This is a genomic window from Vibrio sp. OY15 (assembly GCF_000742455.1).
Lineage (GTDB): Bacteria > Pseudomonadota > Gammaproteobacteria > Enterobacterales > Vibrionaceae > Vibrio > Vibrio alginolyticus.
This window is the reverse complement of record NZ_JPIL01000013.1, coordinates 47138-62462: the sequence shown is the minus strand read 5'-3', so window position 1 is coordinate 62462 and position 15325 is coordinate 47138. Positions and strand designations below refer to the sequence as shown.

Genomic DNA, 15325 nt, shown 5'->3' with positions numbered 1-15325 from the left:
AACCTGATAGGCAACCAACAAAAAAGCGCTGGTTAACCAGCGCTTTTGCATTTATTAAGGGCATTACATCTTTTTAAAGATGATGGAGGTGTTGATGCCGCCAAAGGCGAAGTTGTTACTCATCAAATATTTCACGTCCAGTTCTCGGCCTTGTCCGGCGATGTAGTCTAAATCGCCACATTGCTCGTCGAGGTTTTCTAGGTTGAGCGTTGGGTTGAACCAACCCGTGTGCATCATTTCTAAACCTAGCCACGCTTCAATCGCGCCACACGCGCCTAGTGTGTGGCCAAAGTAGCTCTTGAGTGAACTTATTGGCACTTTGCCCAGAGCATTCGCTGTTGCGTTACTTTCTGCAATATCGCCGCGGTCGGTGGCTGTGCCGTGAGCAGATACATAGTCGATCTTCTCAGCAGGAATGCTCGCGTTTTGCAAAGCCATTTCCATACAGATTTGCATGGTTTCCATCTGTGGTTGAGTGACGTGTGCGGCATCACAGTTGCTGGCAAAACCGATGATTTCTGCATAGATTTTCGCGCCACGAGCGACGGCGTGTTCGTACTCTTCCAGAACTAGCGTTCCCGCACCTTCACCAATCACCAAACCATCGCGATCGGAGTCATAAGGTCTTGGTGTGCTTTTCGGGTCTTCATTCTTCAGACTGGTGGCAAAAAGGGTATCGAAGACAGCGGATTCCGTTGGGCACAATTCTTCAGCGCCACCAGCAACCATGACCGTTTGGTAGCCGTGCTTGATCGCTTCGTAGGCGTAGCCGATTGCTTGGCTGCCAGAGGTACATGCACTGCTGGTTGGGATCACTCGGCCTTTCAAACCGAAAAATAGACCAACGTTCACTGCCGTGGTATGCGGCATCATTTGCACGTAAGTCGTTGCGGTGATCGCTTTAGTGGTTTTCTCATTCAGCATGACACCAAATGCGCCGATTGCGTCAGTACTGCCTGTTGATGAGCCGTATGCGATACCCGTTTGACCATTGGTGAGTACGTCGTTACCAATCAAACCTGCTTGGCTTAGTGCGTTTTCTGTTGCGACGGTCGCCAATTTGGAAACACGCCCCATGCCGCGTACTTGCTTGCGCTTGTAGTGCTTTGGCAGTTCAAAATCTAAAATTGGTGCCGCGAGCTTGGTGTTCAAACCATCATACTGTTCGTAAGAAGGCATGTATTGCGTCGCGTTCTGGCAGTCACGCAGTTTTGGTTCGACAGATTGCCAATCGTTACCAAACGCAGTCACGCCTGACATTCCGGTTACAACAACTCGACGGCTCATACTAGGCCTCCGTTTACCGAAATGACTTGGCGAGTTACATAGCCTGCGATGTCAGACATAAGGTAACTGACTAAACCAGCAACTTCTTCTGGCTCTCCCATGCGGCGCAAAGGAATTTGCGGCATCGCATGTTCTTTCACGTGTTCGTCTACCATGCCTGTGTCGATAAGTCCCGGTGCAACGCAGTTGACGGTGATTTTGCGTTTTGCCAGTTCAAGCGCGAGTGATTTTGTTGCACCAATTACGCCCGCTTTCGCTGCGCTGTAGTTAGTTTGACCACGATTCCCCATTAGGCCAGAGACTGATGCAAGCGTAACAATTCGGCCGCCTTTGCGCTTTTGCACCATTGGCATAACACAAGGGTGAAGAACGTTGTAGAAGCTATCTAAGTTGGTATGAATCACACCATCCCATTCTTCTTCGGTCATCGCAGGGAAAGCGGTATCTTTTGTGATGCCAGCGTTGTTTACGACGCCATAGTAAGCGCCGTGTTCGGCGATATCGGCTTCTAGCTTCTCACGACAATCTGTACGGTCACTGATGTCGAATTGGATAAGACGACCGCTACCACCATGCTGTTCGATGGTGTTTAGGGTGTCTTGCGCGCCTTGTTGATCGCCCATGTAATGGACAATGACTTGGAAACCATCTTTGGCTAATTGAACGGCAATGGCTTTACCGATGCCTTTGCTGGCACCTGTAACGAGGACTTGTCGGGTCATTGTTGACTCCTGATTTTCATTTCTTGTAATTTTTCTTCTGATGGAACGTAAACGTTCAATTGGCAAGTCGCTACAACAGTTCCTTGTAGCTCAATACGGGCTGAAAAAACCGCCATACCGTTATCTTCCATAACTTTTTCAGCATACACATCGAGCACCTGTCCGCGAGAAAACGTATCGCATTCAGACGTGTATCGACGGCTACCAAGTAAAAAGCCAATCGGTGGCGCTTGTTCTTTCATTAATGCGTGGTAACCAGACCACGCCGCGACAGATTGCGCCATAAACTCAATGCCAACGTAAGCTGGCACAGTTTGAGAGGCCGAGTCGAAGAACGGGTTGTGTTCTGCGATATCAACCTGGCAGTGAATCGTATCTTGTTGAACATCCAAAGCACGATCAACCAAGATCATTGGTTTGTCGTGTGGCAAAAGTTGTTCGATGGGAGGAAATTTAGTCATGAGCGTAACCAAAAATAAGACTAATATTATTGCCACCAAAAGCAAAAGAGTTGCTGAGAATCGCTTTGTTACCCAGTTTGGTTGGCGTCTCAACTAACGATATATGGATATCGTCTGCTTTGGTTTCGCAGTGTTGTATTGGCAAATCAAGGTTGTACTTGAGAATATGCCAAGCGATCGCGGCTTCCGTAGCACTTGCTGCACCTAATGTGTGTCCGGTAAGTGGCTTTGTCGAGCTTACGGGAACGTAGTCTCCAAAGCAGCGATGAATGGCTTTGCTTTCCATCGCATCGTTTAACGGCGTTGCTGTGCCATGCGCGTTGATGTAACCAATGTCTTGCGCTGTAAGTCCTGCATTGGCCAACGCTTTTTTCATCGCTTCTTCTGCGCCTAACCCTTCTGGATGTGGTGCGGAAATATGGTGTGCGTCTGAGCTGTCGCCAGCTCCGAGAAGAGCAACGGGCGCAGGTGTTTTGCTTAGCAACATTAATGCTGCGGCTTCGCCGATATTGATGCCGTTGCGATGTTGGTCAAACGGTTTGCAAAGAGTATCGGATAGAGCTTCTAAACCGTTAAAGCCGTTTAGTGTTAGGCGACAAATGGTATCTACACCACCCACAATAACCGCATCAACAATGCCAGAGCGAATCAGGCGTTGCGCGGTTAAAAAGACACGACCACTAGAAGAACAGGCGGTTGAAACTGAGTAATGTGGGCCGCTCAAATCAAAGTAGGCGGCAATAAAATCGCTGCAGTTTCCAAGCTCTTGTTTGGTGTAATGGTAGTCGACAGGAAAATTACCGTTTGCCAGCTTTTCACCAAATGCGATTTCGCCATCTGAAATGCCAGATGTGCTGGTGCCGATCACGACCGCGATACGGTCACGACCATATTTAGCAATGGCGTTACGCACGTCGCCTTCGATTTGCTGCAAAGCCGAAAGTGCGAGGCGGTTGTTTCTCGTATCAAACTGGCTGAGTGCGGGTGGTAATTGCGGTAACGTCTGTGCGATTCGACCGATTACTGTTTGGCGGCCTGAATTTAAAATATCTCGGTCAACCACCATGTTGGATGGCTTCGCTCCCGATAAACACTGGTGGATGAGCGCATCATCTTGTCCCATGGCAGAGTGAAAGCCACAGGCCTGAATATACAAAGGTTGAGAAGAGCGAATAGGCATATTGTTATTCTAAATTTTTCTTAATTAATCTGATGTTGCAGTGTTTGAATAGAAATTGAAAACTGATGTTTGAGGTGATGAAAATCAATCTTACCCTCTAACTTGTTAGAAGAGCTGTATTGAATCTCAATGATCTTTTCACCGTCGCTATCAAAGATGGCGCGAGAATTATTTTTATCAATAATTCGCCACCTTACCTCATTTAACGATCCTTCCCAAGCGGAACTCGGCCAGAGCGTGATCATCAGGTTAAATAATACCTGTTCTGGCTGCGGTAGCGAACCTTGTAAACCGTTGAGCACTTCGGTTTGAATTTGTTCTCCATCGTAAGACAGTGAGAGTACTCTTGTCCCCCAGGATGAGAAGCCTGCCAGCACCACTTCGTTGTTGGTCACTTGCAGTTGTACCGGAAGTTGCTCAGATGTGGTTTTACCATCTATTGCCCAAGAAGCCGTAATTAACTGACTGGCAGACAACTGATAGCCCAAGCTTGCGGGAGTGGGCAAGCTAACTTGGGTGTGCTCGGCAATGTCGACCTGAGGCGTCGATTGGTGAGGGACCAAGCTGCATGCACTTAAAAACAGGCTCAGTGCGAATAACGTCGCGCAGCGAAAGGCGCGATTGAAAATCATGACGTCGTTTCCTCTGTTTTAATTGCAATCGGAGAGAGCAGCCAAGCGACAAAAATACCACTTAACACCGTAATGCCAAAACTGTGAATCGCGTGAGTTTGGCTGAGTGACAGCAATCCAAATGACAACACAGTGGTCATTGCCGAAAGGGTGATCGCCAATAGTGTGCTCACACTGCGGGCTTTCTCGGCAAAGAACAGAGTGTAATCGATCCCTATACCAAGAATGAGCACCAAGCCAAGCAAGTTGAACAGGTTTAATGTTGTTCCCATCGCGACAGCAGTTGCCAGACCGCAGGCGCAAGCAATCAATGATGGCAGTAAAACTCGCCAACTGTGTTGCAGACCGTACCGCTTGATTAATACCAGAAAGATCACAGCACTGGCGGCTGCCAATAGCTCCATGATTTTGATTCGGTATCCACCAAATAGGGCGGATATTTCTTCAGCTTTGTTTAGGTAGACAACATCAGACTGTGATTTGGCAAATGCCTTAACAACAGCGGAGTCTTGCAATTGGTTTAACACCACTACCGTTGCCGATTTTCCTTTGATCTTACCCAAATGAAGAAAACGTACAGGCGCTGATACCGGGTTTTGCAAGTACTGTTCAACCGTAACAGGGATAAAGTCGGCGTCCATTTTGGGCTTTTTACTTAAGCCCAGCCCGGAAGTAAGTGGGCTGGATTGTGTCGCGTAAAGATCGCGAATCAATTGATAGTCTTGTTGCTGACGTTCCACTGAGCTCAAGTAGCGGCTCAGGCTCTGGTAGCTTTCGATGGTGCTGTCCGCTTTCCACGCTTCTAAAGTTGGTATCAAAGACTCCAGCTTTTTCATTAGGCTTTCGTCATCGTCGGCGGTAACGACCAACATTTGCTGCGAAGATTGCATGCCACTGAGCGTCGTAATCAAGGTTTCTTGCTGCTTGAGATCTTTCGGCATCGTTTGCAGCAGACGAATGTCGTCATCGTAGTTCAATTGCAGCAAGAAAAAACCACTCGCAACCACACATAACATCGGTAATCCGACTTTAATTCGAGGTTGATTCCAAAGTGTTAACCATTTCGCCAACAGTGATTGTCCCGGTAAATTCGAAATGGTGCGCGATGGGTTACGAGCCAGTATCGGATACCAAGCTACCACTGTGATGTAAGCGGCAATCAGACCAATGGATGAAAACAGCGCAAGCTGCTGCAAACCAGGAAACGGCGCCACTAACATGCCCAAATAGCCGATCAAACTGGTGATTAAGCCAAGTGTGATCGCTATGAAAATATGCTTTAACCCTTGCTCGCTATCCCATTCATTTCCCGCCGCAAGGCGTTCGGTTAGGTAGTGGAATGCGTAGTCGATAGACACGCCGATCAAACTTGCGCCAAACACTAAGCTGAACAGATGGACTTTTCCAAAAATCCACGTCGTAACGGACAACGCAACGAGCAAGCCAATGGTGATTGAAAGCAGTGCGAGAGACAGTGGCACCACACTACGAAAGACCAATACGAACAATGCAATGATACCGAGCAGAGAGAACACACCGATGGTACTGATCTCCGATTTTGCACTTTGCGTACCAAAGTCGGCGTAAAATAGAACGCCAGTATGTGCGACTTCAGCGCCATATTTCTGCGCGACGCTTTGCTCTAGCGCTTGAATGTCAGGGACGGCAAGCTGCCCAGTTAGGCTATAAGGCGAGTCTTTTAGCTCAGCAGTAATAAGCAAGTATTGAGCACCGTCTTTTTCGACGGACAGATAGCCGTTATCCAATCGGAAAGAGGACGATTGCTGGGTAACTTGGCTTAAATAATCACGAAATAGCAAGAAAGGATCATTTTGTAACTCTTGCCCAGTCACTCCAGAAAACGGGTTGTACAGAGACTGAATCACATGCTGCACTTGCTGTTCTGGATTTTTGCTTAAACGCTCTCGTTGTTCAGGCGTCAGCAATTGGAAACGGTGCTTAAAGTAGTAACTCGCCCAAGCTTGCTGCTCTTGAGGTGAGATTTTTCCCACCACATCGCGAAAATGATTACTTTGTCGTAACCCCTTATCAAATTCAGTGGCCGCTGCAAAAAGGGCATTTTTGTCCGGCGCTGTGATCACGAAAATGACTTTGTCGCTCATACTTGCCGAGACCGACTCAAAGGCTTGCTCAGCCACCGGGTTTTGTTGGTTCTTCGGCAGCAGTTTTAAAATGTTGGTCTCAATCGGAGATTCTGCACTCCAAACCCATTGTTTGAGTAGCAACGCGCCCGCTAAAACAACGAGATTGAGCCAAACCAGAGCAAAGGTGTGAGTGCCAAGACTGAGTTTAGAAACGGAATTGAGCGTCTTCGGCATCCGTGAGTTCCTGAGGTAGAGAGGTCTGGTTCGTATACGTGATTTCGGTCTTATCGCCACGCAGCTCTTGTAGGGTTAGGCGATCAATGTGCGTTTTACCGGAAAGAGTGATGGATTGAAACACCGCATTTAATGGCGACTGTTTTGGCACTAAAACGAGCTGCCATTGATTGTTCTCAACTGAAAAATCGAGTGTGAATTGTTCTTGCAGTGCAGAAGTATCCCCGTGGAACACGGATAAAAACACATGGCTAAAGTAGAACGCCATTGGGTTTTCTTCAGCAGAAATCGTTTTCGGAGCTTGGTCGGCAAAAGTCTGACGAAGTTTGTTTTCCGTCAATACCAAATTGACTGCGAAAGGTTCAGTTTGTTGCCACAACAAGCCATGTGTTTTGCTCAGTGTGAACTGACCTTTAGAGGTTAAAGGTTGACTAAACATTTCCAGATGACGCTGCTGCGTAAAATCTCCGCGTACGATTTCATGCTGAGACAACTGCTGTTGAAGCGATGCCAAATCCGTTACGTTTGCTGTCGGTGTGGCCAGTGCTGGAACAGAAAATATCAACAAAAAAGAGAGTAACCACTTTTGCATTAGTTCAGGCTCCCATGGTTGTGCCATTGCTCTACTTTATCTAAAAAGACTGCTGGAGAAACAAAGCACATCTCTTGCTTTTCAATGGATACGGCGACTTGCGTTGTATGCGCTTTGCACATACGTTGATTCGTTTCGGCGTCGTAAATCACGTAATCCACACGCAAGCGGTTTTCCCACTCCGTGAGTTGCGCGGTAATGCGAATGGTGTGATTAAACGGAATCGCCTTGACGTATTTAACGCGCGTGTCGATGATCGGCCACATATACCCAGAGTCTTGCATATCGCGATAGCTGTATTGGATCTTCTCCATCAGCACACGACGCGCTTCTTCAAAATACCGAAAGAAGTTGCCGTGATATATCACGCCCATCGGGTCAGCATCTTGGAATGAGGTGACCATAGTCACCTCCGCTTCTAATGGGTAGAGAACCTGCTCTTGCATTATACCTCCGCGTAGAGTGGCCAATGACGTTGCTGAATGCGTTCAATGAAATGACGCAAATCTTGTTCCAATGGGCGATCTTCAATCACAAACTCAAACTCGCTCAGCACGGCGTCACGAATTACTCGCAAACTCTGACTCATGTGGTGTTCGTCCAATTCGTTATGACGACGACGAATCTCAACCGCTTGAACGCTTGCTAGGAGTGAAGCCGCAGCAACTTGCTCTGTTAACTCAAGTACGCGTAGGCAGTCACGAGCCGCAATGGTGCCCATGCTCACTTTGTCTTGGTTGTGACATTCGGTTGAGCGAGAAAAAACGCTTGCTGGCATGGTGTTTTTCAACGCTTCTGCCGTCCAAGCTGAGATACCAATCTGAACCGCTTTAAAGCCGTGGTTGATCGGTTTACGCTCGCCTTCTGCACCGGTTAAGTTAAACGGCAGGCCGTTATTGAACTTGTAATCCATCAGTTGCGCCATCTGACGGTCCAGCAAATCAGCTAAGTTGGCAATGTTCACTTTCAACGTATCCATCGCCATTGCGATATGACCACCGTAGAAGTGACCGCCGTGCAGAACGCGCTCGTTGTCGCCATCGATGATTGGATTGTCGTTGGCACTATTTAGTTCATTCTCAATCAATTGACGTAGCCAAGGCAGTGAGTCTTGCACCATGCCAATCACGTGTGGCGCACAACGCAGCGAGTAACGATCTTGCAGTCGGTCGCTATTGCGTGGCGGACGTTCAGCATTAAGATCATCACGCAGCCAAGCCGCAACTTGCTGTTGACCAGGGTGAGGTTTTACCGCAAACAGCGCTTCATCAAAGTGGAAGTCATTACCTTGCATACCCACAGAGACCATCGCGGTAATCTTGGTGCATAGCTGAGCTAGGTATTCTGCGCGTTTGTAGGCAAGACAGGCGAGGGCAGTCATCACGGATGTACCGTTCATTAACGCCAAACCTTCTTTTGGTTTTAGGCGAATTGGCTCAATGTCCAGCTCTGCAAATACTTCTTGTGTTGGTCGCACATCGCCTTTGTAAAGCACTTCACGCTCGCCAATTAAGGTCGCCGCTAGGTAAGACAGAGGCGTTAAATCGCCACTTGCGCCCACCGAGCCCTCTTGTGGAATACGCGGCGCAATGTCGTGGTTGATAAGCGTAACGATTTGGTTCAACAGATCGTGAGACACGCCAGATACGCCTTGCGACAATGAACATAAACGTGTTGCCAGCACCGCACGAGCTTGCTCATGAGAAAGGATTTGACCTAAGCCACAACCATGGAAGCGTGTAAGGTGCAACGGAAGTTCATCCACAAGAGCGGGTGGAATCGCCACAGTACATGAATCGCCGTAACCCGTAGTCACGCCGTAAATAACGCCTTCTTCTTTCAGTAATCGTTCCAGAAACGCCACGCCACGATCAATTTTCGCGGTAAATTCTGGCGAGGTGTTCATGTTTGCCTTTGCACCTTGAGCAATGGCAACGACATCTTCGATGGTTAAAGATTGGGCACCAAAAGTGATGTTGTGATTATTGTTGTTTGTCATGTGGCTGATTACTTAAAGTCCAGAAGTTAAAAAAGTTGTACCACTGTAACGGCGCTTGCAGTGTGTGGTGTTCTAATCTGTGTGCGTACTGTTGAACAACGTGTTCTAGTGCCTGCTGACGTTCCTTGCGCGGTAGCGTGATTTGGTCACTAAAGTGTTCAAAGTACACATTAAAATGCGGAGTGTTCGCTTCATCGTCGCGTAGGCCGAAGAGTAGGTAAACCGGCGCTTTTAATACCGAGGCTAGCATGAATGGGCCTTGCGGGAATGGTGCACGTTTACCAAGAAAATCTGCCCAAACGACACGATTTTCTTTGCTGGTGGAAGTGCGATCGCCAACGATCACCACCCATTCGCCTTGCTCGATTTTTTGTTGAAGCAGAATCGCGGTGTCTGGTCCCATTGAGCTGACTTGAATTAGATTCAGTTCCGAATTTGGGTTTACCGCCTTCATTACCGCATTAAATTGTTCAGCGTGTTGGGTAAATACCAAGGCATTGATTTTGACATGAGAGTGTCGACGACCAAGCGCGCGGCAGAGTTCGATATTGCCAAGGTGCGAGCCTAATATGAGCACGCCTTGTTTTTTCTGCGCCATCTCTTCGAAATGATGTTGGCCGTGAATGGTTAGGTTGTCGACATTAAAGTCACCTTGCCATGCTGCCAGTTTGTCGAGCATGGTACGCCCAAAAGAAAGCAGATGATGATAGCTGTCCAACTGTTTTGGCAGTGCGATGTTCTGCTGCGCTGCGTAGCGCTGCAAGTTTTGCAGGTAAATCTCAGACGCTTCACGGGCAGATTTACCCGTGAAGTGGTAGTAGCGCATGACTAATTTTAAAATCAGGTCAAACGCTTTTCTGCCGAACAAGCGGTAAACCGCGAGCAAGGTTTTGATGCCTAAAATCGTGCCTTGTTCTTTTCGTTTCGACCAGTGGGCATTGCTGTCGTCTGTGTGACTGCGCTTTCTGGCGAGTAGCGAAGGAATGCGCGGCAACATGCCAAAAAATAGGCGAGTGTGCATCCAGCTTATCTTGATGTTGTCCCACAATGCGTCGAAGTGGGAAATGCCACCTTCAGGGTAGATCACGCGCGTTGGAACAAAATCAATGTCGACGCCTTCCCAATACATTCGCACTAGAATTTCGATATCAAAATCCATGCGTTTGCCGATGCTGTACTTGTTCAACACGGCGACCGTTTTCGCCACTGGGTAGGCGCGAAAACCGCACATGCTGTCTTTGATAGACAGTGACAAGGTTTCTATCCACACCCAAACGTGTGTAGCGTAGCGACCATACAAACGGGATTTGGGTACGCTCTCGTCGTATATCGGTTGGCCCGAAATCAGGTTATCTGGTTTTGTTTCGCTGGCGCTGAGCAATTTCGGCAATGCTTCTAGGTCGTGCTGACCATCTGCGTCGATTTGAATGGTGTGCGTAAAACCAAGTTGGTGAGCTTGATGTAGGCCTGCCATCACCGCGCCACCTTTGCCTTGGTTTTCACTCAAACTAATCAGTTTTATCAGCCCTTGCTCACTCAACGCTGAAAGTGCTTGTTTGGTGTCTTCATTGCTGCCGTCGTCCACGACAAGCACTGGCAAATCGAAAGAGGATAACGACGCAACCACGTCTGCAATTGTGCTGCCGTGGTTGTAGCAAGGAATTAAAAAGCAGGGACGGTAATCACTCACGTGACTCACCCAGTTTCATTTTGCCTGAAGAGTGAGTCACCAAGGTTTCACCGTTTTTCGATGTGTACTTAAAGGCCAATTTCTCGCGCTCATTGTCCCAAGAGAGTGAGAGACAAACGTCGGCGTTTGGCAGAATCGGCTCTTGAAACTTGATGACTTCCATTCCTTTAAATACCTTGGGAGTGTTCAAATATTGAACGGCGTAGAACAACGCCCAGTCAATTTGAGTGACGCCGGGTAAAAGAGGAAAGTCACTGAAATGACCTTGGAAATCTAAGATGTCAGCATCCACACGCAGCGAAAGCTCTGCGGTGTGGTCACTCACTTCAATATTCTGAATGGTTGGTTTTCTTTTATCCATGTTACTAGCTTTATTGGAATAGTTTTTCAATTTCAGCAACTTGGCGTTTGCCTTGGCTGTTCAATGGAATTTCGGCGACCACTCGGAATTTTCTCGGGATAGCGATCGGTTCTAGCCAATTGCGCAGTGCCTTGCGAAGCTCAAGCCAAAATTTGCCTTTACCAAGTTCATTAAGCACATCGCTGCCTTTATCGTTAAGTACGATGATCGAGACTAACGTGAGGCGACCAGATTCTTCCATTGGGATCACCACGCTTTCTTGAACCCACGGCAATTGCTCTAAACGTTTTTCCACTTCGACAAGGGAAATACGCTTTTCTTCGACTTTGACGATTCGGTCAGTGCGTCCACGCAATTCAAAAGAAATACTATCATGGAAATAGCATTCATCCGCAGTTTGGTACCAAGTGTTTTCATCAATGTGTGGCGAGCGGAGCTTTAAACAATTCTCATGGTTAAGCTCGGCTTCAACACCAGGGAATAACGTCCAGGGAGTGCTGGCTACGTGCTGCTGACGGTAAGCGATGCCGCCGGTTTCTGTGCTGCCAAAAACTTCAATAGGAAGTGACCCAAACAACAGCTGGCTGTGTTGCGCGGCTTGGTTTGGCAGGGGGCCACCAGAAGAAAATACGCACCGAATCGCAACCGGATTATGCTCTTCACCGAGTCGTTTTAGTAACGCAGGGCTGCTTACTAGCGTGGTGTCAACATCGGCGTGATGGACAATTTGCTCTGGGAACTCAAGGTTGTGTGCTGAAAATGGACGTGCAGAACACAAAGGCCACAATACACGAAACAGCAAGCCGTAAATGTGCTGATGAGAGACGGTGCTTTCAACGCGTGTGCTGGCAACCGTGTCGCCCCACAGGTTATCTAGAATAGCAACTTCGATATCGAGCTGTTTCAGCGTTTTTGCAATGGCTTTTGGTGTGCCGCTTGAACCCGAAGTAAATAGCGTTACTGGTATTTCTGCCAGGTTTAATTCACGCCAAAAATAAGGTTGTTTGGCCTCTGGCTCGCTAATCACGGTGGTTTCTAGCAATGATTGAGCTTCGATCAAAAGCGAGCTCACGAGTTTTGGAGCCGAGACATCGGCATCATGCAGCAACAAATCGTAGTGCTCACTGAGCTCTTTGAGTGCTTCTGGTTGGTAATTACCAGGTAATACAATGGATTTTCCTGCATAACAACAAGCAAAAAAGCCAACGGCAAACAGGTAGCTGTTGCCAAAACACAACGCAATGTTTTGCGTTGGTTGGGTTTCTAGCTGTTGAGTAAGTGTTGCGACGTGCTGTTGGAAATCACCCCACGTGATAACCGTATCGCGATCGTAAGAGACTGGGGATTGCTCAGACCTCTCCGCGATGAACAAGGTCGCTAGGGAGGTAAAGCTCGAATACGTTGTATTCATACGATTAGTGTTCCTTTCGAACAAATTGACGCACGATCCATTCTCCAGCGAACAAGCCACCAGCAAGTAAGTAGCTGATGAGGCCGTTATAAAGCGTCCATATTTTTACTGGTAGGAAACAGGTATAGAGTGCAACGGCAGCGTTGAGCGTAAAAAAGGCGCACCAAACCATCGTCACTTTGCGAGTGTAAGCCACGCCACTAGCCGGAAGGTCGGGTTCTTGCAAGCGAGCAAGCCTCTCTATGATCGATTGCGGCTGTTTTAAGCTCAGTCCAAATACACACAGCATACATAAATTGACAACGACAGGGTAAAACTGAAGCCACCCGTGTTGTTTAAACACCATGCCAAGTGTAATTAGAACAATGCCAACAGCGCCCGTAGCGAGCGCCAAGAATTTAAACTCTTTTAGTGGGGTCTTATTTACGACGAAAACACGCAAAAGTAACGCAGCAATTAACAAGCCCCCAACTAAGTTCAAGCCATATTTATCTATACCGAAATAGACGGCGAAGGGGTAGGCAAGCAGTACAATTGCAGACAGACCAGTCAGCAATTGGCGCATTAACTTTCCTTCAATAACTCAGTAACAGCGTTAACCACATCGTCAACGGTTCTTACTGCACTAAACTCTGCTGGCTTGATTTTTTTGCCAGTGACATTCTGTAGGTGTACGACCAAATCAACGGCGTCAATGCTATCAAGATCGAGATCTTGGTATAAGTGCGCATCTGATTGAATGTCGGCTGCGTCAATTTCGAACAGCTCAACAAGCGCATCTTTAACTTGTTCAAATACTTGATCTTTATTTACATCAGTCATGAATATACCTACAACTTATTCATTAGTTTGAGAAGAAACGTATTTCGCTAGATTTGCTACAGACGCAAAGTGTTCGCGCGTATTTGAGTCGTCGGCATCAATAACGATGTTGTATTGTTTTTTTATTGCGAGTCCAAGCTCAAGCGCGTCGATAGAATCTAAGCCAAGCCCATCACCAAAAAGTGGTGCATCCGTTTCAATATCATCTACGGTTAAATCTTCAAGGTTTAAAGCATCAATAATAAGTTGCTTAATGTCGTTGTGTAACTGTTCCACTGGGACCTGCTTATTAATAAAAGTTTTCTGGAAAAATGTTTTCAGCTAGGTGCTGTTGTAAGCGTCGCGCCGCTATTGTCGGCGACGTAGTTTGCTTTATAAAGGGGGTAATCTCAACTTTATCCTTAACTTCAACCCTGAAAAAGGGCTTTGTTGCCGGTACTTGATACCATTTTTTCTCTTTTGTGAGGAAACTTGGCGTTACCGTAATATGGACAACTCTTAAATCTCGTTCTGTTCTTACCGCAATTTGTGCTGCACCGCGTTGTAATTTCGGCTCTACACCTGGTGTTGTTCTTGTTCCTTCAGGAAATATAAGCAACACGTTGCCTTTGTTAAATCGTTCATCACAAAGTGCTAATAAATCATCCGGTGCTTCATTGGGAATATATCCGGCTGTTTTTACGATGTGCTTCATAAAAGGATTCGACCATATTGCCGATTTTACTAAACAGTCGCAGCGATTTAATTGTGAAGCAATGAGAACGTAATCGATTAAACTAGGGTGGTTGGCAACAATTAAACAATTACGATCTTGTTGAAGAATATCGGCACCAATAATTTGATAATCGATTGCGCCACTTAGCTTCATCAATTTACAAAATGTGTTGAATGAATATCGAATCGCACCCTGAACTTTATATTCGCGTTCCGTTTGGTCTGAAACAAAAATACGAATGGTCGGAATAACAATGAAACTCAGTACTAAACCACCTAACCCAAATACTGAAAAACAAAAGCCTGTTGCTAGCACACGCCAATACTGATTTAAGCGAGTCATTTTTTGTGCCATTCCCAAGCTTGTTGCGGAGCGAAAATAGTCCACTGGCTTTTATCTAACAAGTATTGTTGCAAAAATACTAAACCTTGAGGAAGAGGATGACCGGAACGTTCTGCGTTTATGGAGCTTTGTATCGCGAACTTGTCTCCATGAGAAAGTATCAAGCCAAGTCCAAACCCTTTGTATTGTTGGTTTTCATATTCTAAGTAAGAGTCAGGCATAGGCTCATCAAAATCAACAAGCAGTACTTTTTTGTCAGGATTGTCGGACAAAAACAGCCATGCTTCTAATATTGCGCTTTGGAATGTGTTTTCTGCCGCAGCGATAGAAGTTAGGGGAATGGGTTGTTTAGTTGCGATAGTGGCAAGCCCTGCGGCGGTATTGTGCACCGATTGAGAAAAAGCCATCGGAGACGCCTCTTCTCCATTAATTATATCTTCAACTAGTGCGACGCTGCGATGCAGTTCACCATGACGGCTTGAAAATACAAGGTAATCAACTTGATGTTGATTAAGTATTTCGATTGCAGTTTGTACCGCCAGTTTACTGAGTGGGCTCATTCTTCTGCGCATCATCGCAGGAATATTTGCAACATTGATTTTGCCATCTTCTGGCCATTTTATCTCTGTTGCCCATTGTTTCCATTCATTGGATTCGGATAAACCGAATGAATTCGCTGTCCACGCATCAATATTGAACGAAATGTTGATCTTCGAGTTTGGCATATTGGGTTAAATTGTTTATTTTACAGCTCGATACAAATTGGGGTTGA

17 protein-coding genes are annotated in these 15325 nt (G+C 46.9%); all 17 read right to left on the bottom strand.

The window, feature by feature from the left end; all coding sequences use genetic code 11:
• Nucleotides 1-63: 63 nt before the first annotated feature.
• The 17 genes from IJ23_RS16975 to IJ23_RS16895 are packed head-to-tail and all read right to left on the bottom strand — an operon-like array spanning nucleotide 64 to nucleotide 15278.
• Complete coding sequence (locus tag IJ23_RS16975; protein ID WP_033906903.1) at nucleotides 64-1287, bottom strand: beta-ketoacyl-ACP synthase; 1224 nt, start codon at nucleotides 1285-1287, stop codon at nucleotides 64-66.
• On the bottom strand, nucleotides 1284-2009 hold the full coding sequence (fabG, locus tag IJ23_RS16970) for a 3-oxoacyl-ACP reductase FabG (protein WP_033906902.1): 726 nt from the start codon (nucleotides 2007-2009) through the stop codon (nucleotides 1284-1286). The genes IJ23_RS16975 and fabG overlap by 4 nt, the downstream gene beginning before the upstream one ends.
• Nucleotides 2006-2470 (bottom strand): hotdog family protein, encoded by a 465-nt coding sequence (locus IJ23_RS16965; RefSeq protein WP_033906901.1) that lies wholly within the window; start codon nucleotides 2468-2470, stop codon nucleotides 2006-2008. Before IJ23_RS16965 ends, fabG begins: the two co-directional genes overlap by 4 nt.
• Nucleotides 2463-3650, bottom strand: a complete 1188-nt coding sequence (locus IJ23_RS16960) for a beta-ketoacyl-[acyl-carrier-protein] synthase family protein (RefSeq protein ID WP_033906900.1) — start codon at nucleotides 3648-3650, stop codon at nucleotides 2463-2465. Before IJ23_RS16960 ends, IJ23_RS16965 begins: the two co-directional genes overlap by 8 nt.
• A 20-nt stretch (nucleotides 3651-3670) precedes the next feature.
• Nucleotides 3671-4282, bottom strand: coding sequence for a DUF3261 domain-containing protein (locus IJ23_RS16955; protein ID WP_005388318.1), 612 nt, complete (start codon nucleotides 4280-4282; stop codon nucleotides 3671-3673).
• Nucleotides 4279-6621 carry an MMPL family transporter gene (locus IJ23_RS16950; RefSeq protein WP_005388317.1) on the bottom strand — a complete coding sequence of 781 codons (2343 nt, stop codon included), beginning with the start codon at nucleotides 6619-6621 and terminating at the stop codon, nucleotides 4279-4281. The genes IJ23_RS16955 and IJ23_RS16950 overlap by 4 nt, the downstream gene beginning before the upstream one ends.
• On the bottom strand, nucleotides 6593-7213 hold the full coding sequence (locus IJ23_RS16945; protein WP_025766971.1) for a LolA family protein: 621 nt from the start codon (nucleotides 7211-7213) through the stop codon (nucleotides 6593-6595). The genes IJ23_RS16950 and IJ23_RS16945 overlap by 29 nt, the downstream gene beginning before the upstream one ends.
• Nucleotides 7213-7659 carry an acyl-CoA thioesterase gene (locus IJ23_RS16940; protein ID WP_005388315.1) on the bottom strand — a complete coding sequence of 149 codons (447 nt, stop codon included), beginning with the start codon at nucleotides 7657-7659 and terminating at the stop codon, nucleotides 7213-7215. Before IJ23_RS16940 ends, IJ23_RS16945 begins: the two co-directional genes overlap by 1 nt.
• On the bottom strand, nucleotides 7659-9212 hold the full coding sequence (locus IJ23_RS16935) for an HAL/PAL/TAL family ammonia-lyase (RefSeq protein ID WP_005396014.1): 1554 nt from the start codon (nucleotides 9210-9212) through the stop codon (nucleotides 7659-7661). The genes IJ23_RS16940 and IJ23_RS16935 overlap by 1 nt, the downstream gene beginning before the upstream one ends.
• A complete protein-coding gene (locus IJ23_RS16930) occupies nucleotides 9196-10902 on the bottom strand; it encodes a glycosyltransferase family 2 protein (RefSeq protein ID WP_031781190.1) in 1707 nt (568 codons plus the stop codon). The genes IJ23_RS16935 and IJ23_RS16930 overlap by 17 nt, the downstream gene beginning before the upstream one ends.
• Nucleotides 10895-11263: an ApeI family dehydratase gene (locus tag IJ23_RS16925; RefSeq protein WP_005388312.1), complete on the bottom strand. Its 369-nt coding sequence runs from the start codon at nucleotides 11261-11263 to the stop codon at nucleotides 10895-10897. The genes IJ23_RS16930 and IJ23_RS16925 overlap by 8 nt, the downstream gene beginning before the upstream one ends.
• Before the next feature lie 10 nt (nucleotides 11264-11273).
• A complete protein-coding gene (locus IJ23_RS16920; protein ID WP_033906899.1) occupies nucleotides 11274-12674 on the bottom strand; it encodes an AMP-binding protein in 1401 nt (466 codons plus the stop codon).
• A 4-nt stretch (nucleotides 12675-12678) separates the two neighbouring features.
• Nucleotides 12679-13239, bottom strand: a complete 561-nt coding sequence (locus IJ23_RS16915) for a hypothetical protein (protein WP_005388307.1) — start codon at nucleotides 13237-13239, stop codon at nucleotides 12679-12681.
• On the bottom strand, nucleotides 13239-13496 hold the full coding sequence (locus IJ23_RS16910) for an acyl carrier protein (protein WP_005382279.1): 258 nt from the start codon (nucleotides 13494-13496) through the stop codon (nucleotides 13239-13241). The genes IJ23_RS16915 and IJ23_RS16910 overlap by 1 nt, the downstream gene beginning before the upstream one ends.
• A gap of 15 nt (nucleotides 13497-13511) precedes the next feature.
• Nucleotides 13512-13772 (bottom strand): phosphopantetheine-binding protein, encoded by a 261-nt coding sequence (locus tag IJ23_RS16905; RefSeq protein ID WP_005382278.1) that lies wholly within the window; start codon nucleotides 13770-13772, stop codon nucleotides 13512-13514.
• A gap of 13 nt (nucleotides 13773-13785) precedes the next feature.
• Nucleotides 13786-14553: a lysophospholipid acyltransferase family protein gene (locus IJ23_RS16900; RefSeq protein ID WP_033906898.1), complete on the bottom strand. Its 768-nt coding sequence runs from the start codon at nucleotides 14551-14553 to the stop codon at nucleotides 13786-13788.
• Nucleotides 14550-15278: a beta-ketoacyl synthase chain length factor gene (locus IJ23_RS16895; RefSeq protein WP_033906897.1), complete on the bottom strand. Its 729-nt coding sequence runs from the start codon at nucleotides 15276-15278 to the stop codon at nucleotides 14550-14552. Before IJ23_RS16895 ends, IJ23_RS16900 begins: the two co-directional genes overlap by 4 nt.
• Nucleotides 15279-15325 lie beyond the last annotated feature (47 nt).

What these genes read in the sequence shown, in the direction of transcription:
- IJ23_RS16910 (WP_005382279.1), bottom strand. Translation starts at nt 13,496, where the DNA reads ATGACTGATGTAAATAAAGATCAAGTATTTGAACAAGTTAAAGATGCG.
- IJ23_RS16960 (WP_033906900.1), bottom strand. Translation starts at nt 3,650, where the DNA reads ATGCCTATTCGCTCTTCTCAACCTTTGTATATTCAGGCCTGTGGCTTT.
- IJ23_RS16895 (WP_033906897.1), bottom strand. Translation starts at nt 15,278, where the DNA reads ATGCCAAACTCGAAGATCAACATTTCGTTCAATATTGATGCGTGGACA.
- IJ23_RS16900 (WP_033906898.1), bottom strand. Translation starts at nt 14,553, where the DNA reads ATGACTCGCTTAAATCAGTATTGGCGTGTGCTAGCAACAGGCTTTTGT.
- IJ23_RS16945 (WP_025766971.1), bottom strand. Translation starts at nt 7,213, where the DNA reads ATGCAAAAGTGGTTACTCTCTTTTTTGTTGATATTTTCTGTTCCAGCA.
- IJ23_RS16955 (WP_005388318.1), bottom strand. Translation starts at nt 4,282, where the DNA reads ATGATTTTCAATCGCGCCTTTCGCTGCGCGACGTTATTCGCACTGAGC.
- IJ23_RS16925 (WP_005388312.1), bottom strand. Translation starts at nt 11,263, where the DNA reads ATGGATAAAAGAAAACCAACCATTCAGAATATTGAAGTGAGTGACCAC.
- IJ23_RS16920 (WP_033906899.1), bottom strand. Translation starts at nt 12,674, where the DNA reads ATGAATACAACGTATTCGAGCTTTACCTCCCTAGCGACCTTGTTCATC.
- IJ23_RS16965 (WP_033906901.1), bottom strand. Translation starts at nt 2,470, where the DNA reads ATGACTAAATTTCCTCCCATCGAACAACTTTTGCCACACGACAAACCA.
- IJ23_RS16940 (WP_005388315.1), bottom strand. Translation starts at nt 7,659, where the DNA reads ATGCAAGAGCAGGTTCTCTACCCATTAGAAGCGGAGGTGACTATGGTC.
- IJ23_RS16935 (WP_005396014.1), bottom strand. Translation starts at nt 9,212, where the DNA reads ATGACAAACAACAATAATCACAACATCACTTTTGGTGCCCAATCTTTA.
- IJ23_RS16915 (WP_005388307.1), bottom strand. Translation starts at nt 13,239, where the DNA reads ATGCGCCAATTGCTGACTGGTCTGTCTGCAATTGTACTGCTTGCCTAC.
- fabG (WP_033906902.1), bottom strand. Translation starts at nt 2,009, where the DNA reads ATGACCCGACAAGTCCTCGTTACAGGTGCCAGCAAAGGCATCGGTAAA.
- IJ23_RS16975 (WP_033906903.1), bottom strand. Translation starts at nt 1,287, where the DNA reads ATGAGCCGTCGAGTTGTTGTAACCGGAATGTCAGGCGTGACTGCGTTT.
- IJ23_RS16950 (WP_005388317.1), bottom strand. Translation starts at nt 6,621, where the DNA reads ATGCCGAAGACGCTCAATTCCGTTTCTAAACTCAGTCTTGGCACTCAC.